General features: G+C 73.2%; 22 protein-coding genes. 12 read left to right on the plus strand and 10 right to left on the minus strand.

Going from position 1 to position 24,173, the window contains the following annotated elements; all coding sequences use genetic code 11:
• Window positions 1-120: 120 nt before the first annotated feature.
• The 8 genes from CHF16_RS18830 (at window position 121) to CHF16_RS18860 (ending at window position 5,492) form a co-directional block, all read left to right on the plus strand.
• Window positions 121-579 (plus strand): Panacea domain-containing protein, encoded by a 459-nt coding sequence (locus CHF16_RS18830; protein ID WP_089327378.1) that lies wholly within the window; start codon window positions 121-123, stop codon window positions 577-579.
• On the plus strand, window positions 566-1,018 hold the full coding sequence (locus CHF16_RS18835; RefSeq protein WP_089327379.1) for a hypothetical protein: 453 nt from the start codon (window positions 566-568) through the stop codon (window positions 1,016-1,018). The genes CHF16_RS18830 and CHF16_RS18835 overlap by 14 nt, the downstream gene beginning before the upstream one ends.
• Window positions 1,019-1,556: 538 nt before the next feature.
• Complete coding sequence (locus CHF16_RS18840) at window positions 1,557-1,979, plus strand: hypothetical protein (protein WP_143228048.1); 423 nt, start codon at window positions 1,557-1,559, stop codon at window positions 1,977-1,979.
• A gap of 114 nt (window positions 1,980-2,093) precedes the next feature.
• Entirely contained in the window at window positions 2,094-3,026 is a 933-nt protein-coding gene (locus CHF16_RS39545) for a hypothetical protein (RefSeq protein ID WP_143228049.1), read from the plus strand.
• 70 nt (window positions 3,027-3,096) lie between these two features.
• Window positions 3,097-3,894 (plus strand): DUF6197 family protein, encoded by a 798-nt coding sequence (locus tag CHF16_RS18845; RefSeq protein WP_089327381.1) that lies wholly within the window; start codon window positions 3,097-3,099, stop codon window positions 3,892-3,894.
• Between the two features lie 70 nt (window positions 3,895-3,964).
• The gene (locus CHF16_RS18850; protein ID WP_143228050.1) at window positions 3,965-4,471 is read left to right on the plus strand and encodes a DUF6292 family protein; all 507 of its coding nucleotides are present in this window, start codon (window positions 3,965-3,967) and stop codon (window positions 4,469-4,471) included.
• A gap of 128 nt (window positions 4,472-4,599) precedes the next feature.
• A complete protein-coding gene (locus CHF16_RS18855; protein ID WP_089327383.1) occupies window positions 4,600-4,812 on the plus strand; it encodes a hypothetical protein in 213 nt (70 codons plus the stop codon).
• Window positions 4,806-5,492 (plus strand): hypothetical protein, encoded by a 687-nt coding sequence (locus CHF16_RS18860; RefSeq protein ID WP_089327384.1) that lies wholly within the window; start codon window positions 4,806-4,808, stop codon window positions 5,490-5,492. The genes CHF16_RS18855 and CHF16_RS18860 overlap by 7 nt, the downstream gene beginning before the upstream one ends.
• Window positions 5,493-5,545: 53 nt before the next feature.
• On the opposite strand, the gene CHF16_RS18865 is transcribed toward CHF16_RS18860, so the two are convergent.
• A complete protein-coding gene (locus tag CHF16_RS18865) occupies window positions 5,546-5,728 on the minus strand; it encodes a hypothetical protein (protein WP_089327385.1) in 183 nt (60 codons plus the stop codon).
• Between the two features lie 216 nt (window positions 5,729-5,944).
• Between CHF16_RS18865 and CHF16_RS18870 the strand changes: the two genes are divergently transcribed.
• Together CHF16_RS18870 and CHF16_RS18875 are read left to right on the plus strand one after the other, a co-directional pair.
• Window positions 5,945-8,956 carry a hypothetical protein gene (locus tag CHF16_RS18870; RefSeq protein WP_089327386.1) on the plus strand — a complete coding sequence of 1,004 codons (3,012 nt, stop codon included), beginning with the start codon at window positions 5,945-5,947 and terminating at the stop codon, window positions 8,954-8,956.
• 832 nt (window positions 8,957-9,788) lie between these two features.
• Window positions 9,789-10,925, plus strand: coding sequence for an RDD family protein (locus CHF16_RS18875; protein WP_089327387.1), 1,137 nt, complete (start codon window positions 9,789-9,791; stop codon window positions 10,923-10,925).
• Between the two features lie 10 nt (window positions 10,926-10,935).
• On the opposite strand, the gene CHF16_RS18880 is transcribed toward CHF16_RS18875, so the two are convergent.
• From CHF16_RS18880 to CHF16_RS18895, 4 genes are all read right to left on the minus strand, one after another.
• Window positions 10,936-11,523 carry a P-loop nucleotide/nucleoside kinase family protein gene (locus tag CHF16_RS18880; RefSeq protein ID WP_089327388.1) on the minus strand — a complete coding sequence of 196 codons (588 nt, stop codon included), beginning with the start codon at window positions 11,521-11,523 and terminating at the stop codon, window positions 10,936-10,938.
• Window positions 11,520-12,578, minus strand: coding sequence for an enolase C-terminal domain-like protein (locus CHF16_RS18885; protein ID WP_089327389.1), 1,059 nt, complete (start codon window positions 12,576-12,578; stop codon window positions 11,520-11,522). The genes CHF16_RS18880 and CHF16_RS18885 overlap by 4 nt, the downstream gene beginning before the upstream one ends.
• A gap of 63 nt (window positions 12,579-12,641) precedes the next feature.
• Window positions 12,642-14,132, minus strand: coding sequence for an LCP family protein (locus tag CHF16_RS18890; RefSeq protein WP_089327390.1), 1,491 nt, complete (start codon window positions 14,130-14,132; stop codon window positions 12,642-12,644).
• 191 nt (window positions 14,133-14,323) lie between these two features.
• On the minus strand, window positions 14,324-15,760 hold the full coding sequence (locus tag CHF16_RS18895; protein WP_281259371.1) for a GuaB1 family IMP dehydrogenase-related protein: 1,437 nt from the start codon (window positions 15,758-15,760) through the stop codon (window positions 14,324-14,326).
• An 814-nt stretch (window positions 15,761-16,574) separates the two neighbouring features.
• Here CHF16_RS18895 and CHF16_RS18900 point away from each other — a divergent pair.
• Window positions 16,575-17,489: an Lrp/AsnC family transcriptional regulator gene (locus CHF16_RS18900; protein ID WP_089327392.1), complete on the plus strand. Its 915-nt coding sequence runs from the start codon at window positions 16,575-16,577 to the stop codon at window positions 17,487-17,489.
• Between the two features lie 63 nt (window positions 17,490-17,552).
• Here CHF16_RS18900 and CHF16_RS18905 read toward each other — a convergent pair whose 3' ends face one another.
• The 5 genes from CHF16_RS18905 to CHF16_RS18925 form a co-directional block, all read right to left on the minus strand.
• Window positions 17,553-19,145: a Na+/H+ antiporter gene (locus tag CHF16_RS18905; RefSeq protein ID WP_245868789.1), complete on the minus strand. Its 1,593-nt coding sequence runs from the start codon at window positions 19,143-19,145 to the stop codon at window positions 17,553-17,555.
• A 68-nt stretch (window positions 19,146-19,213) separates the two neighbouring features.
• Entirely contained in the window at window positions 19,214-20,089 is an 876-nt protein-coding gene (locus tag CHF16_RS18910; protein WP_089327394.1) for a LysR family transcriptional regulator, read from the minus strand.
• 88 nt (window positions 20,090-20,177) lie between these two features.
• A complete protein-coding gene (locus CHF16_RS18915; protein ID WP_089327395.1) occupies window positions 20,178-21,752 on the minus strand; it encodes an MFS transporter in 1,575 nt (524 codons plus the stop codon).
• A complete protein-coding gene (locus CHF16_RS18920) occupies window positions 21,752-22,015 on the minus strand; it encodes a ubiquitin carboxyl-terminal hydrolase 14 (RefSeq protein WP_089327396.1) in 264 nt (87 codons plus the stop codon). Before CHF16_RS18920 ends, CHF16_RS18915 begins: the two co-directional genes overlap by 1 nt.
• A gap of 85 nt (window positions 22,016-22,100) precedes the next feature.
• The gene (locus CHF16_RS18925) at window positions 22,101-23,135 is read right to left on the minus strand and encodes a GDP-mannose 4,6-dehydratase (protein WP_089327458.1); all 1,035 of its coding nucleotides are present in this window, start codon (window positions 23,133-23,135) and stop codon (window positions 22,101-22,103) included.
• Window positions 23,136-23,313: 178 nt separating this feature from the next.
• Here CHF16_RS18925 and folP point away from each other — a divergent pair, with 178 nt between their 5' ends.
• Window positions 23,314-24,162: a dihydropteroate synthase gene (folP, locus tag CHF16_RS18930; protein ID WP_089327397.1), complete on the plus strand. Its 849-nt coding sequence runs from the start codon at window positions 23,314-23,316 to the stop codon at window positions 24,160-24,162.
• The last annotated feature ends 11 nt before the right edge of the window (window positions 24,163-24,173 follow it).

A 24,173-nucleotide genomic window follows, 5' to 3' on the forward strand; every position in this document is an offset into this window, starting at 1 on the left:
AACCGGGGGTGGCATACGGCCTGTCGGACAAGCGTTATAGAACGGTGAGGGCCGGACATGCCTGGACAGCGGCGCAAACGGGTACATACTCCCCGTGACGGGGAAAGGGGTGAACGTGGCATGGCGACGATCAGGGACGTTGCCGCGTACATCCTGGCCAAGGCCGGGCCGATGACGACCATGAAGCTGCAGAAGCTCTGCTACTACTCCTACGGCTACCACCTCGCCTGGGAAGAGCGTCCGCTGTTCCCTGAGCGTTTCCAGGCATGGGCCAACGGCCCTGTCGCACCCGACCTCTACGCCTGCCACCGCGGCCGGTTCCAGCTCGACCGCGGCGATATCCCCGGCCACTCCGAAGCGCTGGATGTCGGGGAGCGGGAGTCGATCGACCTGGTCCTGGAGGCTCTTGGTGGCTACAGCGCCCACCAGCTGTCCACCATGACTCACCGCGAGACGCCCTGGGTCAACGCCCGCGCCCGCGCGGGCGCGAGGGACATGGAACGCAGCAGCGAAGAACTCCGCGACGACGAGATCATGGAGTGCTTCGACGCCTTGGCCTCCGCCGGTGGCGAAGCCTAAGAAGCAGGTCTCCCGCCCCAAGATCAAAAGCAAGCAGACGCCGCAGCGCCCCGTGCTGCCGGGCGTGGAGACCTCTGACGAACGCATCTGCTGGCGGTTCAAGCACGTCGACCACGGCGGCCCCTGGGGCTTCGACAAGGTCGACGGCGCAACCTTGTGCTGGCTCATGGAACGGCTTGCAGCCTTTGAGGGCATGACCGTCAACGAGCTTTTCCACACTGGCGGCTATCCGGGCAAGGACTACAACGTCCCTGACATCCCGAGCAAGGAGGCACTCGACCGCCTGGAAGAGTGCGGCCTGGGCGACATGACCAAGATCTGGTGCCTGCGTCTGCAGGGCGAACCCCGCCTCTACGGCTTCCTTCACGGTCACGTCTTCCACGTCATCTGGTGGGACCCCGAACACCAGGTCTGGCCAAGCAAGCTCAAGCACACCTGAAGAGGCGGGGCCGCGAACCTGGCGGCCCCGCCTCCAGTTTCTTCACCAGGCAGTCGCGTCCAGCTAGGACACCAAGGTCAACGAGCCGGCACTGGCCGTATACGGCTGCCCATGCAGCACCAGACAGTGGCCGTGGCAGCGTCGAGCCCATCCACGCTGGGGGGACAACCCGGCCACAGGGCAGGTGCGTCGTCGCCGCGAACGGTAACGCGGCAGCGGCCACACCCGTAACGCCCGCCCGGCGCGAACGCGGCGGCCAGCGGCATCGAAGAACCTCTTCGCACCCGGCCGAGGAGCAGTCGAGCAACTGACCGGACACAGCACAGACCGGCGTCGCGGCGGGGGACGCGTCGGACGCTGACGGGCACGAACCCGACCACCAGCACGGACCACGGAACGTTGACGTCCTGGCTTGCTTCAAAGGTACCCATGTACCTATGGTTTGCGTGACAGCGAAAGGTACCCGTGTACCTCTAGGCTTAGTGAGGTGAGAGTCCCAATGTTGAAAGGTGCCCATGTACCTGGGAGACTGCGGCGCGTGGCTCGTCAGCTCCGTTCGGGGCGCAAGTACCGCTCCGTCGCCATCGATGACCTGCCTTGGGACATCGGGGAGTACCCCACCAGGCAGATGGAGACGAGCCGCAACAGCATCATCGAACAGTTGTTCGCATGGTGGCTGAGGCTGCCCGGCGCCAAGCTTCCTGAGCGCCCCGACCCCGAGCTGATGAAGAAGCTCATCGACGCCTGGCAGCGGCGCCAGGAAACGATCCGCGCCACCGCCTACACGATGCCCTGCGCCGAGTGCGGGGTCCAGCAGGGGCCCTGCATCACCGCCGAACGCAAGCTGATCACCGAGACGATCCACAAGCCGCGGCTGGAGGCTGCGACCAAGCGGGTCGACGAGACCCTTGGCGACACGCTGCTCGACGCGCTGCCCGAGACCGGCACCGCCGGCTCGTAGCCCGGCCGGGTCTCTGCCGCTGAACGCGGCGTCCTCTCACCTCTAAGGCTGCCGCCCCCTGCTGCCTCGGGGCCGGCCGCCTCCATCACCCATGCCTTGATACGGAGCTTCCGCATGCCCGCACGCCCGCGTGAGCGCCTCACCGCGGCCGAGCCCGCCCTGTTCTGGGAGTGGGTAAGGGTCGTCCGCCGGGTGCGCCTGGGCTTTTACGACAGTCCCAAGAAGGATCCGAAGAAATGGGTGTCGTCCAAGGTGGTGCAGCACCTGGCGCTCACGGTCGTCACCTACGGCGACTACCCCGACGGCACCAGCATCCGCCCCTCGGTCGGCAGGCTGGCCAGGGTCTGCGACATCGACGAGCGGACGGTGCGTGCCTGCTTGAAGCGGCTGGCCGAGCTGGGCTTGCTCGACCTGGTCGTCCCCCACCGTCACCCCGGCCGTGGGGGAGGGGAGGGGCGGCCCGCCGAGTACCGGCTGGCGCTGCCGGAAGGGCTGCTGGAGCGGGTGGCGCACCTGGACCCCGACGAACGGGAGCTGGTGGTGCCGGAGGGGGCGGACATGCCGCCCGAGCGCAGGCCGCGCCCGAAAAAGGCGGGTGCGGCACCCGGGAAACCACGGGGAACGGCGGGTGCCGCCCGCACCGAATCAGGCGCCGAGCCTGTGGATAACCGCGAAACGCCGGGTGCCGCCCGCACCGGATCGGCACGGCCGGACCCGCCCGCCGAAGAAACGCCGGGTGCTGCCCCACAAACCGCGGGTGCTGCCCGCACAAACGCCGGGTGCCGCACCCGCCCACCGACACATGTACCTCACCAATCACCAAGCCATTTCCCAACTCACTCTGGTCACGGGGCTGATGTGGAAGGCAACCCCGCCGCGTGCACCGAGCCTTCGGCGAGAAGAAGTCATCTGCGGGCGGTTCCGCCGCCGGGCCACTGCTGGGGCTGCGGCGCCGTCCTGGACCCCGACGGCTCCTGTTTCGTCTGCCCGCCCGATACCGCCGCCGGGCCACCCCAGTACCCGCCTCACGCCCACACCGGGCCGTGACGAATACCCGACCCCTAACGGACGCAGCGCGCCCGATGTGGAACGCTGCGTTGCTCGAAAAGGAGAGATCATGCCCCCCAACCCGGCGCCGTCGGCCCGGCAGATCCTCACCCGCGCCGCCGACATCCTCAACGCCCAGGGCCTGGCCCAGCACCAGGACTACGAGCCCGTCCCGCCCCTGCCGCCGCAGGACAGCCCGGTCTCCCCGCCCGCCGCGCTCGCCCTGGCCGCCGGTGTCGACATGCACTCACCGAACGCCTACAACCCGACCGGGGCGCACGCCCAAGCGGTGCTGATCCTCGGCCGGCACATCCTGGGCACCGGGCCGCACACCGCCACACCGAACCTGGCGCTGGACGAGCTGACCGACTGGAACGACGAACCCGGCCAGACGGTCGAGCACCTGGCCAAGCGGGTCCGCGACGCGGCCGAGAACGGCGAACTCGACCCGGTCGACCTGCACGCCTCCGTCACCGGCTACGCCCGCGCGGTCCGGTGCGCATTCGCCGACGCAAGGATCGACCTGGACCCGACCTGGGAGCAGGGCTGCACGCCGCCGATTGCCCGGCTGTTCATCGACGACCGCCGCAGCCCGGAAGGGTTCCGCGCGGTGGTCGAGTGGGACGAGCGGGGCTGGGCGGCCGGCTGGCACGAGAACACCCTGGGCGGGAGCGTCACGCACGACCGGGTGTGGCTCGGCGTCGGCGTCGCCCCGGCCCCCGGCGTGGTCGCGGACGCGGCGGCGCGGTGGCTGACCGCACCGGGCGGGTTCACCGAGATGCAGTCCGCCACCGGCTGCGAGCAGCGGCAGCTGGCCGGACTGTTGGACCGCGCCGCCGCCTCCACCGGCCAGGACCGCACCCCCTGAACGAGATCCCGCTGACCCCGGTGGCCGCGGCCGAGCCGCTGCCCACCAACAACACCCGGAAGGGCCCCCAGTGAACGTGAACGAGCGGTTCGTCCGCGACGACAGCACGTGGATGCGCCGAGCTGGAGGAGCCCCGGTGATCGAGGAGGCCCTGGCCGACTACCTGAGCGCGACGATCCTGGCGCTGAAACCGCACCTCGCGCCCGTTGCTTCGTGGGACGACCCAGACATGCCCGCAGCGGCGATCGTCCTGGACGACACGCGCCGCCAGATCACCTGGACGCCGGGAACGGGCTGGCGCCACACGCGCCTGCACCCCTCGACCGGAACCCAGTACGGCCCGGCGTACTACCTGGACGCCGGGCCGGTCCCGGCCCCGCGAGTGGTCGCCGACCGGCTGCACCGCTGGCGGCCCGGCGGGCTCGCCTGGACCATCACGCAGCCGTACTACCGGCCCGGTGACGTGCTGGAGGAGCTGCGCAGAGCCGTTCCCGACCCCGCCGACGACGAGGGCGCCTGCTGCAAGACGTGCGGGACGCGGCTGCCGCGGCCCGCGATCGAGGAAGACCGTGGCTGACGCCCCGGCCACGCCCGGTGAACCGCCGGTGGGCGGTTCACCGGGCACGGCACCGGTTGCGTCGCCGAGCTGCTCGGCGACGGAACCCGCGCCGACAGCGACGACAGGAAATGAATGGAGCTGGTGACTTGACCATCCTCGTCTACGTTGTCCCGGCGGCCGTGCTGATCGGCACGGTCCTGGCCCTCTGCTGGTCGGAGAGCCGGGCCCTGGTCGATCACCTCGATGAACCCCCGATGGCCCAGAACGACGACACCGGCGACGACATCGGCGACTACGGTGATGACCACGGCGGTGAGGGGGCGGCCATGTACACCCGTCCGGAGGTCGACCCGTGGTGAACCAGGACCGGCCCGTGGTCCCGGCGTCGTGTGCGCACCGCCCCACCGTCGGCGGGCTGGTGATCCCGGTGGTGAACGTGCGGCTCGTCGGCGGAGGTGTCGACTTCCGTGCCCGCCACCAGACGGTGCTGGAGCGGTCGTGGCTCAAAACCCGCTGCCAGGTCTGCGACCGGCCCGCCGGTCGTCCCGTGGTGCTGTTCGGCGGCCCCGACGAACTCGCCGCAGGGCAGTTCGACGAGTCGCCGGTGTGCACGGCGTGCGCCGCCTACACCTCCCGCGCGTGCCCGATGATCGCCGGGCGGCAGGACCGTTCACCCGCCCGGCCGCGCCTGTCGGAGGGGCAGCGGGGCCGCACCTGCCCGGACCCGGCCTGCGGCTGCGACGGCTGGGTGCCGCTCGACACCAGCCGAACCGAGGAGCGGGAGGCCCGCGCCTGGTATGCGGTGTTCATCGACCCCGCCGGCTACGCCGTCACCGTGCAGGAGACCGACACCGTCCACGACGGCCGCCGGCACCGCCGCATCGCCGTCCACGGCGGCCGGCTGACCGCGCCGCCGTTGAAGGTCGTCCAAGTGTCCGAGCCCGGCATCGGCCGGGTGTGGCGGCGGCTGCCGCCCGCCGACGCCGCCGCGCTGCTGCCCACCGACTACCGTCTCCCGCCCGAGGCGAGGCTTGCCTGACCTCGGCTGGTATGCCCGTCCGCGCCCCAAACCGTCCCCGTTGTCGATGGTGCTCAGTGGTAGGCGGCGACGGCGGCGAGGTACAGGCCGAGGAAGGTGGCTGCCGTGCCGGCGCCGGTCAGGATTGCGTTGGCGGTGCCAGCGCCGGTGCTGCGGGTGAGCAGGCCGGTGGTGACCGCGATGTTGAGTGCGGTGGACAGGGCGAGCAGCAGGGACAGGATCTGGACCGTGCTCATCGGGGTGCTCCCTCAAGTTGTCGAGGCTGTTGAACACCCATTTGCGGGTCCGGATCAGGTCGATCCCATGGAATGCGGATCCGGATGAGTGTGCGGTGGTTACGCTGCAGGAAACGTAGGGGTCCGGGTTGATCCGGGTCGGATCCCGGTTGGTGCGGGAGGGCGAGGGTGGGCAGTCCGTTTCGTCCACAGATCGGCCCGAATACGTCTTCTAAGGTGCTGGACGAGCTCGCCCGGTTGTGGGATCAAGCGATTCACCATGGTGAGCCGGTGTCGCAGGACCGGTTGGCCACGCAGGCTGATGTGCCGCTGACCACGCTGAACTCGTGGTCGACCGGCAAGTCCTTGCCGCGCGACCTGGACCAGCTGACGCAGGTCGGTTCCGTGCTGGCCCAATGGGCCAGGGAGAAGCCGTACCCCCAGGCCGTGTGGTCACGGTTACTCACCGCCGACAGAGCCGGCAAGGCGCGCGGTGAAGCAGCTGCTCCGCCGGGTGCTGGGGGAGGCAGGGCCGGTGTCGGCCGGCCGCTGGATGAAGTGACCGACCCGTTCGTGCTGGAGGTGCACCGGCCGATCGCCTCGGAGCGGGTGGGCGTGCCGGCGCCGCTGTTGCCGCCGTATGTGCGGCGGGCGCATGACGATCGGCTCGCCCAGGTGGTCGAGCGGGCAGCCGCCGGGCACAGCGCGATGGCGGTGCTGGTGGCCGCGTCGTCGGCGGGCAAGACTCGGGCCTGCTGGGAGGCCCTGCACCGGTTGCGGGACCGGCAGGAGGGGTGGCGGTTGTGGCACCCGTTCGACCCGAGCCGGGCCGAAGCGGCGGTGCAGGAGCTGGACCGCGTGGGGCCGCGGACGGTGGTGTGGCTGAACGAGACCCAGGAATACCTGGGCGGCGGTGAGGCCGGCGAACGGGTCGCGGCCAAGCTGCGCACCCTGCTGACCGACCCGGGCCAGGCGCCTGTGCTGGTGCTGGGCACCTTGTGGCCCGAGCATCACACCGACCTGACCCGCTGCCTCGAGTCGCAGGTGCGGCAGTTGCTGGACGGCACGGTCATCGAGGTGCCCGAATCGTTCACCGGCGCCGACCTGGACGCCCTCCGGCAGGCCGCCCGAGCCGATGCGCGGCTGGAGCAGGCGGCCGACCGTGCCGAGGACGGGCAGATCACCCAGTACCTGGCCGGCGGGCCGACGCTGCTGGACCGGCTGGCCACCGCGCCGCCGGAGGCCAAGGCTCTGATGTGGGCGGCGATGGACGCCCGCCGGCTGGGGCACCGCAACGCCCTGCCGTTGCCGCTGCTGGAACAGGCCGCCACGGCGTATCTGACCGACACCCAGTACGAGCAGCTGGACGAGGACTGGCTGGAACAGGCCCTGGCCTACACCTCCCGGCCGTGCAAAGGCGCCCGCGGGCCCGTCACCCGCATCATCCCGCGCCGCAACGACAGGGAACGGCCCCGCTCCACCGCCGCCGCACCTGGTGGCGGCCCGGTGTACCGGCTGGCCGACTACCTCGATCAGCATGGCCGCGCCACCCGTAACCACCAAATTCCACCCGTCGGATTCTGGGTCGCTGCGGCCGCCCACGCCCACCCCGCCGACCTGGGCCAGCTGGGCGACGCCGCCTGGGACCGGGGCTTGTACCGCGACGCCGCCCAACTCCACAAGAACGCCACGACCCACGGCGACCCATTGGCGGCACGCACGCTCGTCGGCCACCTGCACGTCCTGCACCCCGGCGACTTCCGCCCGGCGGCGCACGCCGCCGCGCACGCCGCCGCGCACGCCTCCCTCAACCAGGCGTACGCCGTCGCCCGCCTGCTGGACCGGTTGCGGAAGGTCGGGGCCGATGAGCAGGTGGTCGCGCTGGCCGACCGGGCCGTTGCGCACGTCTCCCTCGACAACTCATACGCCGTTGCCACTCTGCTGCGCGGGTTGCGGGAGGTCGGGGCCGATGAGCAGGTCGCCGCGCTGGTGGCTCGCGACCCCGCCGCCCATGCTCCCTTCGACAACTCATACGCCGTTGCCACTCTGCTGGGCGAGTTGCGGGAGGTCGGGGCCGATGAGCAGGTCGCCGCGCTGGTGGCTCGCGACCCCGCCGCCCACGCTTCCCTTGATGAGGCGTATGCCGTCGCCACCCTGCTGCGCTGGTTGCGGGTTGTAGGGGCTGGTGAGCAGGTGGTCGCGCTGGCCGACCGGGCCGCCGCGCACGTTGCCGTCGACAACCCGGAAGCCGTCGCCAAGCTGCTGCTCGAGTTGCGAAATGTCGGGGCCGATGAACAGGTCGCCGCGTTGGTGACTCGCAACCCTGCTGCGCACGTCTCCCTCTACAACCCGGGCGTCGTCGCCCGGCTGCTGTATGGGTTGCGGGGGGTCGGGGCCGATGAGCAGGTGGTCGCGCTGGCCGACCGGGCCGCCGCGCACGCCTCCCTCGACGACCCGGAAGCCGTCGCCAAGCTGCTGCGCGGGTTGCGGGAGGTCGGGGCCGATGAGCAGGTCGCTGCGCTGGTGGCTCGCGACCCCGCCGCACAGGCCTCCCTCCACAACCTGGGCGCCGTCGCGAACCTGCTGCGCGGGTTGTGGGATGTCGGGGCTGGTGAGCAGGTGGTCGCGCTGGCCGACCGGGCCGCCGCGCACGTTGCCGTCGACAACCCGGGCGCCGTCGCGAACCTGCTGCGCGGGTTGTGGGATGTCGGGGCTGGTGAGCAGGTGGTCGCGCTGGCCGACCGGGCCGCCGCGCACGCCTCCCTCGACAACCCATACGACGTTGCCATGCTGCTGCACGGCTTGCGGAAGGTCAGGGCCGGTAAGCAGATCGCTGCGCTGGTGGCTCGCGACCCGGCCGCAAACGTCTCCCTTGACGATCCGGACGCCGTTGCATTGCTGCTGTACGGGTTGCGGAAGGTCAGGGCCGGTAAGCAGATCGCTGCGCTGGTGGCTCGCGACCCGGCCGCAAACGTCTCCCTTGACGATCCGGACGCCGTTGCAAGCCTGCTGCACGGGTTGCGGGGAGCCGGGGCTGGTGAGCAGGTGGTCGCGCTGGCCGACCGGGCCGCCGCGCACATCCCTCTCGACCAGCCGGAAGCCATTGCCCGGCTGCGCGTGCAGTTGAGGGAGATCGGGGCCGATGAGCAGGTCGCCACGTTGGCCGACCGGATGCCGCCCATGGGCATGTTCGGGCGGGAACCGGATGGGCGCCCCGCCGAACCTTGGGGGTGGGAGGACCTGGAGTGATCCACCAGCCGCGTTCCCGTCTTGCAGCAAGGGGCGTTCCGTACCCGCTCGCTAACGGGACGGCAGAGCGGGCGGCGGAGCCGCTCAGCTCATGCGTGCCCGGTCCAGGGCGAACTTTCGAAGGAAGACGCCTGGGAGCGAACTGGCCATGCGCGTTGGTGCGCCCCTCCAGCAGGCGCGCACCGAGCCGCAGTCCGCAGTGATCGCCAGATCGACCCGGCCCTGACGCTCGACACCTTCCAGGCGGACACGCCAGCCCCTGAGCACTGCCAGGGGCCAGACATGCGAGAGGGCCTGCCGCACCCCCCGATACAGCAGGCCCTCTCGTTGCCGTGACGCGTATCCCCCCAGGAACGTGTCGGATCCGACGCTACACCAGCCGAATCCCTGCCACGGCCAGGGTTCAAACACCACAGACCGGCTCTGTGCGCCGGGGAGAGGACGGCCGCGCGGGGTTGCGTCCGTCCCTCTTGCGCGCCCACCCCGCCCCCTCGGTGGGAGACGAACGGGAGATGATCATGCGGGCGGTGGCGTGCTCGGTACGGGTCCTAGCGTGGTCGCAACGTAAACAGGTCAGGCGAGCCTTGAGAACCGCAGGTCAGAGACGGGTGGGAAGGTGCTGCTCCGTCAGTGGATGGCTCGTACCTGGCGGTAGATGATCCTCAACTTCGTCGCCCAGCACACCCTCGGCCTGCCGAAGTCCTACTGATGCCCGCGTCCTCGTGAGGCCCGCGTCCGGCTGAGGCCGTTCGGTGGCGGCGGGGGTCCGTGCGCCCTACACTCCTGACGGACCGAGTTCGATCAAGGAACAGCGCGCACCCGAGGGACTCCCGTGTACGGTCCTCCCCCCGCCCACCCGCCCGCCGCCCTGCCCGGCCCGCCCGGCCCTCCGGAGGAGCCGGCGTCGGCCGCCGCGCCCCGCGGGCGGCGCCTCGCGGCATGGGCGATCGACACCGCTCTCCTGGTGGGCGCCGCCGTCCTGCTCGGCATGATGACGTGGGGACGGCTGAACGGGCTCCTCGGGGAGGGGTTATGGGGTGACGTGCTGTCGGCGACCGGCGGTCTCCTGCTGTCGGGCGGCGACGTCCAGAAGGCCGCGGAGGACTTCGGTGTGAGCCTGTGGCGGGACGTCGTCGGAGCCGTCGAGCAGGCGCTCCTCCTGCTCGTCCTGATCGAGTTCCTCCACCAGTTCGCCGGTCAGGCCCTGGCGGGCCGGACCATCGGCAAGGGCATTCTGGACCTGCGCGTGGACGGCGCCAAGACCGCCAAGTCCCGCGCGCTGGGCCGCTCCCTGGTGACCACCGCCGGCGGCACCGGCCTGTACTGCACCGCGTGGATCCTGCTGCTGCACGGCCTGTTCTTCTTCGCGCTCGTCACCTGGCTGGCCGCCGTGGCGGTGTTCCTGGCCAACAGCGCGCCCGCCCTCGTCGGCGCCCGCCGCCGCACCCTCGCCGACCTGCTGGCGGGCACCGCCCTGGTCCGCGCGGACGCGTACCGGCGTGCCGCCGAGGCCGCGCGGGCGGGCGCCGTCGCCGCCTGGGACGGCACCCAGGCCGCCGGGCAGGCCGCGGGGCAGGCGGTCCGCGACAACGCCGCCCGCCTCGCGCAGGCCGAGCAGGTGCGCCGCGCCGTGGAGTCCGAGCGCGCCCGCCAGCTCCAAGACCTCGGCCGCCAGTCCGCGGACCGCGTGCGCGGCGCGGTGACCGGGGAGCGGGCCAGGCAGGCACAGGACGCCGGCCGGCGCATCGGCGGGCGCCTCAAGAGCGCCTACCGGGACCGCCGGGCCGGGCGCGACACCCCCGAGACGCTCCCGCCGGCGCCGCAGCACCCCGCCCTGCCCGCCCCGCAGCCGCACTACGACCCGTACCCGCAGGCCCAGTACGACCCGCAGGCGTCCGGGTGGCAGCAGGGCTCGTGGGGGCCTCCGGCCGATCCCGGCGCACCGCCGCCCGCCGCCCGGCCGCACTGACGCGGGGCGTTCAGGCGAGCAGCCCGTCCAGTTGCGCCTCCAGGGGCATCGGTGCGGTGAGGCGGTTGTCGACGGCGGTGTGCGGCACCGGCGGCGGCTCCTCCGGGCGCATCCGGGCGGTGAACGCCTCGAACGCGGCCAGCTTGGCGGTGTCGCGGGACGAGCCCCGCGCCTCCAGCCGGTGGCGGAGCGTCCGCTCGTCCGACCGGATCCACACCAGCCGGACGGGCGGCCCGCCCAGCTCCGCGACCCACCCCGCCCACCGGGACGGGTCCCGGATCTGCCCGGTGAACGGCCCGCTCAGCAGTACCGGGCAGCCGTGCGAGCGGATCTCCCGGGCCGTGGCGGTCATCCCCGCGTACTCGTGCCGCTTGACGTGCTCGTCGTACCAGGGGCCCTCCCGCTCGCCGGGGTCGCGGGACGCCTCCGCCAGGACCGCCGCCACGAACGGCCCGTACATGGTGTCCTTGTCCAGCAGCGCGGGCACCGGCCGCAGCCGCCGCAGCAGCAGCTCCGCCACGGTCGTCTTGCCGGCGCCCGGCGCCCCCGCCACCACCCAGACCGGGGCGGGCGCCGCCCCGCCGGCCGCGGGCGTCATGCCGTCAGCCGCATGCGGCGCGTCGCCAGCCGCTCGATCCGCGCCTCGTCGATCTCGTGGCCGAGGCCCGGCTGGGTGAGCGGGACGCCGACGACCCCGCCGGACGAGCGGACGGGCGGCGTCACGAACACCGGCCCGCCCGCCGGGTCGGACACGTCGCTCGGCAGCGTGCACCCCGGCAGCGCCGCCAGCGCCACCGCGGCGGCCTGCCCGATCCCGAACGCGCCGGTCCCGCTGCACCACACGTCCCAGCCCGCCGCGTACGCCAGGTCGTGGGCGCTGCGCGCCGCGGTCAGCCCGCCGAGCCGGTCCAGCCGCAGGTGCAGGGCCCGGCCCGCGTCCGCCGTCAGCGCGGCGTCCAGGGTGTCGAGGTCGCCGACCGCCGGCGCGACCGCGGTGCCCAGCCGCAGCTGGAGCCGGGCGTGCGCGGCCAGGTCGCCGACCGGGAACGGGCGCTCCAGCGCCGCCAGGCCGTAGGCGTCCAGCGCCTCCAGCACCGCCAGGTGCTCGGGCGACTCGGTGTAGGCGTGCCCGGCGTCGGCGACGAGGGCCAGCGCCGGGTACGCCTGCCGGATCACCCGGACGGGCTCGATGTCCCAGCCGGGGCGGATGTCGAGCGTGACGCGGGTGTGGCCCGCGCCGACCGCCCGGTTGACGCGGGCCGAGACCGTGTCGAGCGCCGGCTCGGGCGAGATCCGCGCGCCCGTCACGATGGAGGTGCGGGTGCCGCCGAGCGCGTGCGCGAGCGGCAGGCCCCGCGCCCGGCACCACAGGTCCCAGCAGGCGGTGTCCACGGCCGCGGCGGCCTCGCTGGCGCCGAGGTCGGCGGCGGCGGACACGTCCTCGGGCCGGTCCCAGTCGAGGCCGATGAGGGCCGGGGCCATGCGGGTCTCGATGTCCGCCCACGCGGCGTCCGCGCCCGCGGCGCCGCCCGGGACGGCCATCTCGCCCCAGCCGACCGCGTCGCCGCCGGCGAGGCGGACCAGCACGCTCTCCGGCCTTCGCCCGCGCGGCATCGCCACCTGGAAGGCGTCGCAGCCCTGGATCAGAGGCACCCCTCACCCGCCCTTTCGCCGAGGTCGTCTCCCTCTATGATCCACCCGCGCGGGCGCGGGCGGTCACGGGCAGCTGTCCTCCAGCGACACCGGCTTGGTGTCGGGCTTCGGGGACTCCGACCCGTCGGGCGACTCCGGGGACGGGCTCTCCGGCCCGCTCGGGGACGCGCTCGGCGACCCGCTCGCGCCGTCGCCCGTGGGCGCGCTCACCGCGCGCGGGTCGCTGTTGACGGCCTCGGACGCCAGCTTGCGGATCAGCTTGAAGTCGGGGTTCCCGGTGTAGATCAGCGGCGGCACGAACTGCAGGCTGCGGATCCCGGCGCCGTCCTTGACCTTGTCGGACAGCTTCACCAGCGCGGGCAGCAGCTCCTGCGGGATGTCGGTCGCGAGGGTGCGCTTGGCGGCCGCGGCGAGCTTGTCGAAGCTGGTCAGGACGGTCTGCGGGTCGGCCTGCTCGGCGATCGCGCGCATCAGGCACTTCTGCCGGCCCATCCGGACGTAGTCGCTGCTGTTGGTGCGGGAGCGCCCGTACCAGAGGGCCTCCTTGCCGCCCAGCCTGCGGTAGCCGGGCTCCAGGACGGCGCCCTGCTGCCCGTACGGGATCGCCTCGGTGATCTTGAGGCGGACGCCGCCCATGGCGTCGATGATGTCGGCGAAGCCGAACATGTCGACCAGGATGTAGTAGTCGACGCGCAGCCCGAGGATGCCCGCGATCGTGGCCTTCAGCAGCTCGGGGCCGCGCTGGTCCTTCGGGACGCCGGGCACCACGTCCGGGTGCTGCTCGGCGTACTCGTACACCTCGTTCAGCAGCCCCGGGTTCAGCGGGCCGTCGCCGGTGAAGCCGTAGGGGAAGCGGTCCCGGGCCGGGCCGGGCGGCATCTGGAAGCGCTCCAGGTTGCGGGGCAGGCTCAGCAGCACCGTGTCGCCGGTCTCGGTGTCGACGCTCGCGAGCGTCATGCTGTCGGTGCGCACCCCGGTGCGGTTGGCGGCGGCGTCGCCGCCGAGCAGCAGGATGTTGACGCGGGCCTGCCCGTTGAACGGGTCCTCGGTATCGACCTGCCTGCCGTTCTCGCTGCCGGTGCGGAAGATGCTGGTCAGCGCGTCCCGGTAGACGTAGGTGCTGTGCGCCGACCAGGCCACCGGGACGCCGACGGCGAAGCACATCACCGCCGTCGCCGCGGCGCCGAGCGTCCGCGCGCTGATCGGCATGCCCCGCGGCCGCAGGATCTGGTAGGAGCGGATCACCACGAGGACCCACACCACGCCGAACGCGACGAGCGCGAACGCCAGCCGCTGCACCACGTCCGGCTGGACGGCCAGGTGCAGCAGGTCGGGCCGGTAGACGGTGGCGGCCACCGCCACGGCGGCGGCGATCACCACGTACAGGGCGAGCAGCAGGGAGCCGGCGATCCGGCGGCCGGTGACGATGTGGGCGACGCCCCAGACCAGGGCGGACGCGAGTGTCAGCGCGAGCGCGCGGGGGAGACCCCGCGCTCCGCGTGAGGGACCGTCCCCGCCCCCGTCCCGAGCGTGCCGACTCGCCGACCGACCCATGTACGCTCCGATTCCCACCTACGGTGATTTAAGCCCCGGCTCACATGATGGACGCGCGGAACCGGGCAAAGGTTGCGTGGGAGTCGACCGAATGCGAGCTGGTGTTGCCTCTGGTGCTGCTGATGATCAGGATAGGGAATCCGGGCCCGTTTTGGGGAGCCCGGGGAGATCATCGGGCCTCCGCGGCGGCTTTACCAGCTCGTGGACAGCGGCATCCCCTCGGCGAAGCCGGAGGTGTTCTGGATCCCGACGACGGCCCGCTCGTGGAACTCCTCCAGCGTGCGCGCGCCCGCGTAGGTGCATGAGCTGCGCAGCCCCGCCACGATCTGGTCGATGAGGTCCTCCACGCCGGGGCGGCGCGGGTCCAGGAACATCCGGGAGGTGGAGATCCCCTCCTCGAACAGGGCCTTGCGGGCGCGGTCGAAGGGGGAGTCCTCGGCGGTGCGCAGCCGCACCGCCCGCGCGGACGCCATCCCGAAGCTCTCCTTGTAGAGCCGGCCGTCGGCGGTGCGCTGGAGGTCGCCGGGGGACTCGTAGGTCCCGGCGAACCAGGACCCGACCATCACGTTCGCGGCGCCGGCGGCGAGGGCCAGGGCCACGTCGCGCGGATGCCGGACGCCGCCGTCCGCCCACACGTGCCGGCCGAGGCGGCGGGCCTCGGCGGCGCACTCCAGCACCGCGGAGAACTGCGGGCGGCCGACCCCCGTCATCATCCGGGTCGTGCACATCGCGCCGGGGCCCACGCCGACCTTGACGATGTCGGCGCCCGCCTCGATCAGGTCGCGGGTGCCCTCGGCGGTCACCACGTTGCCCGCCACCACCGGGACGCCCGGGTCGAGGCCGCGGACGGCGGCCAGCGCGCTCAGCATCTTCTCCTGGTGCCCGTGCGCGGTGTCGACGACGATCAGGTCGGCGCCCGCCTCCAGCAGCGCCTTCGCCTTGCCCGCGACGTCGCCGTTCACCCCGACCGCGGCGGCGATGCGGAGCCGGCCCGAGGCGTCCACGGCGGGCCGGTACAGGGTCGCGCGCAGCGCGCCGGTGCGGGTGAGGACGCCGGTGAGCCGGCCGGCGGAGTCGACGACCGGGGCGAGCCGGTGCCCGCGCTCGTGCAGCCGGTCGAACGCCTCGCGCGGGTCCGCGCCGGCCGGCAGCGTCACCAGGTCGCGGGACATGATGTCGCGCAGCTGCGCGAACCGGTCGACGCCCTGGCAGTCGGCCTCGGTGACCACGCCGACGGGCCGGTCGTCCTCGACCACGATCACGGCGTTGTGCGCCCGCTTGTGCAGCAGCGCGAGCGCGTCCCCGGCGGTGCTGCCCGGGTCGAGCCGGATCGGGGTGTCCACGACCAGGTCGCGCCCCTTGACCCAGCCGATCACCTCGGCGACCACGTCGGCCGGGATGTCCTGCGGGAGCACCGCGATCCCGCCGCGCCGGGCGACGGTCTCGGCCATGCGGCGGCCGGACACCGCCGTCATGTTCGCCACCACGAGCGGGATCGTCGTGCCGCTGCCGTCGGAGGTCGACAGGTCGACCTCCAGGCGGGACCCGACCGCGGAGCGGCGCGGGACCATGAAGACGTCGTTGTAGGTCAGGTCGTGAGCGGATCGCTCACCGTTCAGCAGGTGCACGGCTGTCTTACACACCAATCGCGGATCCGGGTGGCTGGGCCACCGTACATTCTCCGCCATACCCGGCGATGGTGCCGCCACGCCGGGCCCGCGGCCCCGCACGGGCCTCTACCCAGGGGTGATGACTGTGTGTCCCCGGAGTGCGACCGGCCGCGCCGCGGCGGCCTTCCCGCGCTCTTCCAGGCAGGACGAAAGTGAAACGCCTGACCCGGTGGAAAACGGTGCAACGTGGGGCTTGGCTCTCTGTAAAGTTACCTCTTGACGTAACTGCGCCCACGATGCACTTTTTTTACATGTGTCTCACGCGGACGGCGGCGGACCCGCCGTAATACGGCGTGACGGCAGAACCCCCGGGAGAAGCGCATGCAGGTCACGCACTCGGGCCCGGCCGGCCGTGCCCGCCCGTGGCCCGAGCCGTCCCGTCCGGCCCGTGCGCGGCGCCCGCGCGCCCTCCCGCTCCCGCCGCGCGGCGCCCGCCCCGCCGGGGATCCCGCCGCGCCGGCCGCCGTCCGGACCGCCGTGCCGGCCGCCGTCCGGACCGCCGCGCGGGGGGCCGGGGCCGGGAGTGACCGGCACCACCCCGCGCGCCCGCCCCCGAGCCGGGCCCGCCGTGCGCCGCGCGGCAGCGTTGCGCTGCCGTACCGGTTTTCACGGCGCCGGAAACGTCGCCCCGCCGAACGGGTCGCCGACGCTTCGACGGCCGCCGGGCATGGCGAACACGGGCAAGATCAATATTTGACGTCCTACCGTCCTGAAATGGAATGATCTTGCAGTTGCCGACAAACCGATTCATTACACGTCGAGGAGGAGAGCCGTGCTGGATGCGGTCGACGCCGTGCTCGTCCGCGAGCTCCAGCGGGATGGCAGGGCGACGTTCCAGGCGCTCGCCGATCGCGTCGGGCTTTCCCGCACGGCCGTGCGGGCACGGGTACAGCACCTTCTCGAAACGCAGGTCGTCCGCGTCGTGGGCATCGTGCACGCGGCCGTGGTCGGCGCGGAGGCGATCGGGCACGTCTCGGTCACCGTGGACGGCTCCGCCAGGGAGGTGGCCGAGGCCGTCGCCGAGCGGCCCGCCGTCTGCTTCGCCGCGCTGACCGCCGGCCCCTACGACGTGGTCGCCCAGGTGCGGACGCGCGACGACGCCGCGCTCGCCACCGAGGTGGACCAGATCCGGTCCGTCCCCGGGGTGCGCGCGGCGGAGGTGTTCCGGTCCGTGTCCACCGTGCGCGACAAGCACTCGGTGGTGCGCGAGCTCGGCGAGGTCACCCTGGACGACATCGACTGGCGGCTCCTGCACGAGCTGCAGCGGGACGGGCGGGCCCCCTACACCCGGCTCGCGCACGTCATCGGGCTGTCCCAGGCCGCCACCCGGGCCCGGGTGGTCCGGCTCATGCGCACCGGCGTCATCCAGGTCACCGGGCTGGCCGACCCGCTCGCCCTCGGCGCCGCCGAGCTCGGCGGGTTCGGGCTGGTGGTCAGCGGCGGGCTGCGGAAGGTCGCGGACGCGGTCGCCGCCCAGGACGGCGTCCGCTACCTGGCGACCGGGTTCGGCCGGTACGACATCGTCGGCCAGGCCGAGGCGGCGTCCCGCCGCGAGCTGGTGGCCGTGCTCGACGCCGTCCGCTCGGTGCCCGGCGCGACGGTGCGGGAGTCCTGGCACCACCTGGACGTGGTGAAGGAGTCCTACGCCGTCGAGCTGCCCGAGCAGCCCCTCAACGGGTCGTCCTGACCGGATCCCGGCGTCCCGGCCGCGGTGCCCGCCGCGGCCGGGACGGACCCGCGCACCGGCCCCTCAGCCGCGCTCGAGCGCGACCTCCTCCAGGTCGAGCTCGTGCATGACGCGGGTCAGCACCGCGTCGTCGATGCGCCGCTCGTCCCGCATCCGGACGAACACCTCCCGCTCGGCCGCCAGCATCTCCCGCCGCAGCCGCCGGAACGTCGCCGTCGGCAGCTCCTCGCCCGCCGGGCCCGTCCCGCCGCCGAGCCGCTCCCAGGCCCCCATCTGCCGGTGCTCGGCGATCTGCCGGAGCCGCTCCACCACCGCCGCGTCCAGATCCTCCGCCGCGTTCAGCTCCTCCAGCCGCTCCAGCGACGCCCGCGCCGCCGCGTGCTGCGCCCCCGCCTCCGCGACGGTGTCCGTGTAGCGCTCGCGGTCGCCGCCGATGCCGAGCAGCCGGATCAGCGCGGGGAACGTCAGCCCCTGCACCAGCAGCGTCCCGAGGACGGTCGTGAACGTCAGGAACAGGATCAGGTCGCGGCCGGGGAACGGTTCGCCGCCCGCGGTGAACGGGATCGCGAACGCCGCCGCGAGCGACACCACCCCGCGCATCCCCGCCCACGACACCACCGTCAGGCCGCGCCAGCCCAGGTCCTCGCTCTCGCGCTCCCGCCGCGACAGCAGCCGGGGGATCCGGGACGCCGGGAACACCCACGCGAAGCGCGCCGCCACGGTGACCGCGAACACCGCGACAGCCCACCAGGTCAGCTGCTGCCAGCTCCGCTCCGACAGCTCGTTCAGGATGGGCGGCAACTGCAGCCCGATGAGCAGGAAGACCACCGACTCCAGCAGGAAGACCATGATCTTCCAGAACGAGTGCCCGATCAGCCGGGTCACCGCCGCCGACTCGGTGGCCCGGTGGCCGAGGTACAGGCCGCTGACCACCACCGCGATCACCCCCGAGGCGTGCGCGGTCTCGGCCAGCAGGTAGGCGGCGAACGGCGCCACGAGCACGATGCCGTTCTCCACCAGCGGGTCGTCCAGCCGGGTCCGCAGCCAGTGCAGCGGCGGGCCGAGCAGCAGCCCGACCGCCGCGCCCACGGCCGCGGCGAACAGGAACCGGCCGATGCCCTCCATCAGCGTGAACCCGGCGCCCGTCGCGGCGATCAGCGCCACCCGGAACGCCGTCAGCGCCGTCGCGTCGTTGAACAGGCTCTCCCCGACCAGCACCGTCGTCGTCCGGCGGGGCAGGCCGAGGCGCTGCGCGACGCTCACCGCCGCGACCGCGTCCGGCGGCGCCACGATCGCGCCGAGCACGAACGCCGCCGTCAGCGGCAGCCCCGGGATGAGCAGGTGCGCCGCGTAGCCCACGGCGAACACGGTGAACAGCACCAGGCCCACCGACAGCAGCCCGATCGACCAGACGTTGTCGCGCAGGTTGCTGAAGGAGCTCTGCCAGGCCGCCGAGAACAGCAGCGGCGGCAGGAACACGTACAGCACGAACTCCGGGTCGAGCTCGAACTCGGGGACCCCGGGAACGAACGAGACGCCCAGTCCCGCGATCACCAGGATCAGCGGGGCGGGCAGCCCGGTGCGCCGCGCCCCGGCGGCCACCATCAGGGCGCCGACCGGAACGGCCAGCAGCCAGAGTGCGTGCGTCGTCTCCACCCGCCAGATCATGGCATGTCCGGCGGTCCCGCACCGCCGGGGCTCCGGCGGGTCCCGCCGGGCACCGGTCAGCGGTGGGCGTCGCGGCCCGCGTCCTTGGCGAAGGCCAGGAAGTCGCGGGCGGCCGGCGGCAGCCGCCGGTGCGCGTGGACGAGCCCGATCATGCGGGTGATCGGCGGCATGAACGAGCGGACCGCCACCCCCTCGGTGTCCTCGAGCTGGTTGCGGTACCAGAGCAGCGAGCCCATCCCGGCGCGGACCCAGCCGAGCCACGCGCCCCGCTCGTCGGACTCGACCGCGGCGACCGGGGTCGCGCCGACCCGGCGCAGCACCGCGTCGATCTCCGCGCGGCGGGGGCCGCCGGGGGCGGGCAGGACGAGCCGCATGCCGTCCAGCGCGGCCGGCGGCACCGGCTCGCGGACCCGCAGCGCGAGCGGCGAGACCAGCACCACCTCGCGCTGCTCGAACGGGTGCGCGGACAGGTCGCCGGGGACGGGCAGGTCGGTGAGCCCGAGGTCGGCGCGTCCCGCGCGCAGCGCCCCGGCGACCGCGTCGCGGTCGGCGCAGCGCACCACCCGGACCCGGACGGCGGCCTGGCGGCGGGCGAAGGCGGGCACCAGCCGGCCGGTCAGCTCCGGTTCCAGCGACGCGGTGACCGCGATGCGCAGCTCCGCGCCGCGCCCGTTGCCCCGGGCGACCGACAGCCCCTCGATCGCCTCGACGGCGCCGAGCGCGATGCGGGCCTGGTGGACGACCTGCTCGCCCTCGGGGGTGAGGACCACGCCGCGGCCGGAGCGGGCGAACAGCTCCACGCCGAGCTCGCGTTCCAGTTCGCGGACCGCCCGCGACAGCGCGGGCTGGGCCACGTAGAGAGCCTGGGCCGCCGACGTCATCGTGCCGTGGTCGGCGGTCGCCACGACATAGCGCAGCTGCCGCAGATTCATGTGCCGACCGTATGCCAACGAACAGCTCCGGTCCCGGACATGCCGGAATCGGCCGGGGAATCGCCCCGGCCGCCGCCCTGTGCGCCGTTCAGCCGCTCCGCGGGCCCGGCGGGGCGCCGCCGGCGCCCCCGGTGGACGGGACGGTGTCCGGCTCCGGCTGCAACGGCGGCGCGCCGACCGCGCAGTGGCTCCGGCACGCCGGCTCCACCGCCGCCCCGGACGGGGTGCGCAGCACGTCGCCGCGGATGGTGAGGAATGTCAGCACCGCTCCGGCGGCCAGCAGCGCGGCGCTCGCCGCCATCGCGATCCCGTACCCGTGGGAGAAGTCGCCCGGGTCGTCGAAGGCGTCGCCGGTCAGCCCGGCCAGCGGCGGGATCGCCGCGACCGTCAGCAGCCCGGCGGCGCGCGCCACCGCGTTGTTCACGCCGCTCGCCACGCCCGCGTGCCGGACGTCGGCGGTCGCGAGGACGGTGGCGGTGAGCGGCGCCACCACCGCCGACAGCCCCAGCCCGAACACCAGCACGGCGGGCAGCACGTTCCGGACGTAGGAGGCGTCCTCGCCGAGCCGCCCGACCAGCAGCGTCCCGAGCGCGGCGACCACCAGCCCCGCGGTCATCGGCAGCCGCGGGCCGACCTTCTGGGCGAGCGCGCCCGCCCGCGCCGACAGCAGCAGCATCAGCAGCGTCACCGGCAGCAGCGCCGTGCCCGCCGCGATCGGCGAGAACCCCGACACGACCTGGAGGTTCACGACGACCAGGAAGAACAGCACGCCCATCCCGCCGTACATCAGGAACGTGACGACGTTGACGGCGGAGAACTCCCGCGAGGAGAACACGCCGAGCGGCAGCATCGGCTGCGGCGCCGCCCGTCCCCGGCGCGCGCCCGGCAGGCGCCGCCCCCGGCCGCGCATCCGCTCGACCAGCACGAACGCGGCGGCCGCCGCCAGGCCGAGGACCGCCGCGGTGCCGATCACCGGCGGCGGGGCGTTCCCGCCCGGCGCCTCGGTGAGCGCGTAGGTCGTCCCGGCCAGCGCGAGCGCCGCCAGCACGGCGCCGAGCACGTCGAAGCGCCCGTGCGCCTCCGGGTCGACGCTCTCGGGGACGTGCCGCAGCGCCACCAGCACCACCACGGCGGCCAGCGGCACGTTCAGCAGGAACACCCACCGCCACCCGGCCGCCTCGACCAGCCAGCCGCCCGCGAACGGCCCGATCGCGCTCGCGACGCCGCCGAGCCCCGACCAGGCGCCGACCGCGCGGGGCCGGTCGTCGGCCGCGAACGACGCCTGGATGAGCGCCAGCGAGCCCGGAGTGAGCAGCGCCCCGCCGACGCCCTGCAGCGCCCGCGACAGGATCAGCGCCTCGATGTTCGGCGCCAGCCCGCACAGCACGGAGGCGACCGCGAACCACACCACGCCGATGAGGAACACCCGGCGCCGCCCGAACCGGTCGCCCAGCGACCCGCCGAGCAGGATGAAGCCCGCGAGGGTCAGCGTGTAGGCGTTCACCGTCCACTGCAGCCCGGCGACGTCGGCGTGCAGGCCGCGCGCCAGCGCGGGCAGCGCCACGTTCACGACCGTGGAGTCCAGCAGCGCGATGCCCGACCCCAGCACGGTCGCCAGCAGGATCCACCGGCCCGGCCCGCTGCGCAGCGGGACGTCCGGCATCAGACGATCAGTTCATCGGCGAAGCACCAGCGCCAGTCCTCGCCCGGCTCGAACGACCGGGCGATCGGATGCCCCTCCTTGTGGAAGTGCCCGGTCGCGTGCCGCATCGGGGAGGAGTCGCAGCAGCCCACGTGCCCGCAGGCGAGGCACAACCGGAGATGCACCCAGCGCGTGCCCTCCTCCAGGCACTCCTGGCACCCCTGCGGGGTGTTCGGCGCCGGATCCTCCGCCGGAAGGGTCTGCACATGCTCACAAGTGGCCATACCTGCATCGTGCCACGCGTGCGTCAGATGCTCACCGGCGGCCGGGTGCTCACCGGCGGGCGGGTGCTCACCAGGGGGCGGGTGCTCACCAGTGGTCGGGGCTGAACGGCTCGTCCTCCGGCCGCGCCGACCGCGACAGCAGCCGCAGGTCCGACTCGACCATCATCGTCACCAGGCCCTCGAACGTGACCTCCGGCTCCCAGCCGAGCTGCTCGCGGGCCTTCTTCGGGTCCGCGCACAGCAGGTCCACCTCGGCGGGACGGGTGTACTTGGCGTCCAGGACGACGTGGTCCTCCCAGTTCAGGCCCGCCGTGGCGAACGCGAACTCCACCAGCTCCCGCACCGACTGGGTCTGGCCCGTTCCGATGACGAAGTCCTCCGGGGCGTCCTGCGCGAGCATCAGCCGCATCGCGCGGGCGTAGTCGCCCGCGTAGCCCCAGTCGCGCCGCGCGTCCAGGTTGCCGAGGCGCAGCTCCTCGGCCAGCCCCAGCTTGATGCGCGCCGCGCCCAGCGAGACCTTCCGCGTGACGAACTCGGCGCCGCGGCGCGGCGACTCGTGGTTGAACAGGATGCCGCTGACCGCGAACATCCCGTAGGACTCGCGGTAGTTCTGGGTGATGTAGTGCCCGTAGCTCTTCGCGACGCCGTAGGGGCTGCGCGGGTGGAACGGGGTCCGCTCGTTCTGCGGCGTCTCCCGCACCATCCCGAACATCTCCGAGGACGAGGCCTGGTAGAAGCGGATCTGCTCGCCGCCCGGCGTGCGGGACGGGCTGATGCCCGACACCACCCGGATGGCCTCCAGCATGCGCAGCACGCCCATCCCGGTGACCTCGGCGGTGAGCTCGGCCTGCTGCCACGACATCGGCACGTAGGAGATCGCGCCCAGGTTGTACACCTCGTCGGGCTGCACCCGCTCCACCGCCGAGATCAGGCTGCCCTGATCCAGCAGGTCGCCGGTGGTGATCTGCACGTCGCCGATGTGCTTGCGCAGCCGCGACACATGGGGGTTCGCCTGCCCCCGCACCAGGCCCCAGACCTCGTATCCCAGCTCAAGCAGATGCTCGGCCAGATACGAGCCGTCCTGTCCGGTGATGCCGGTGATGAGTGCTCGCCTGGACAGCGGATCCTCCATGGCTGAAATAGGTCCGACGTGGGCCCACCACGGGCGGAACCCGTAACGAGCGTGATTTATGAGATTACCGACCACGGCGGGGCGATGACGAGGGAGGGCACCGTTTGAACCGAATTCACTTCTGGTTCGCCCGCCGGGCCGCCCGTATGCCACGGTGAGATCCATCATGAGCTCTCCGGACGCGCCGCCGCTGCGGCTGAACGGGCGCGAGGTCGGACCCCGCGCGATCATGGCGGTGGTGAACCGCACGCCCGACTCGTTCTTCGACCGGGGCGCCACCTACGGCTTCGGCGCGGCGCTGGAGGCCGTCGACCGGGCCGTCGCCGAGGGCGCCGACATCGTCGACATCGGCGGCGTGAAGGCCGGGCCCGGCGAGGACGTCGGCGTCGCCGAGGAGCTGCGCCGCGTGGTCGACCTCGTCGCCGCCGTCCGCGACCGGCACCCCCGCGTCGTGATCAGCGTCGACACCTGGCGCGCCGAGGTCGGCGAGGCGGTCGCCCGCGCCGGCGCCGACCTGCTCAACGACACCTGGGGCGGGCCCGACCCGCGGCTGGCCGAGGTCGCCGCCGCGCACGGCATCGGCCTGGTCTGCGCGCACGCCGGCGGCCTGGAGCCCCGCACCCGCCCGCACCGGGTCGGCTACGACGACGTCGTGGCCGACGTCGTCGCGCACGTGACCGCCGAGGCCGAGCGCGCCGCCGCGCTCGGCGTGCGGCGCGACGCGATCCTCATCGACCCCGCCCACGACTTCGGCAAGAACACCCGCCAGTCACTGGAGATCACCCGGCGGCTCGGCGAGCTCACCGCCACCGGATGGCCGGTGCTGGTCGCGGTGTCCAACAAGGACTTCATCGGCGAGACGCTCGGCCGCCCCGTCGACCGGCGCGGCGTCGGGACCATGGCCGTGCTCGGCGTGTCCGCGCTGCTCGGCGCCCGCGTCTTCCGCGTCCACGACGTCCCCGCCGCCCGCCGCGCCCTGACCGCCGTCGCCGCCCTACAGGACCCGCCGGCCTAGCCGATCTGGTC

The sequence above is a fragment of the Actinomadura meyerae genome (assembly GCF_900188445.1).
GTDB classification, from domain to species: domain Bacteria; phylum Actinomycetota; class Actinomycetes; order Streptosporangiales; family Streptosporangiaceae; genus Spirillospora; species Spirillospora meyerae.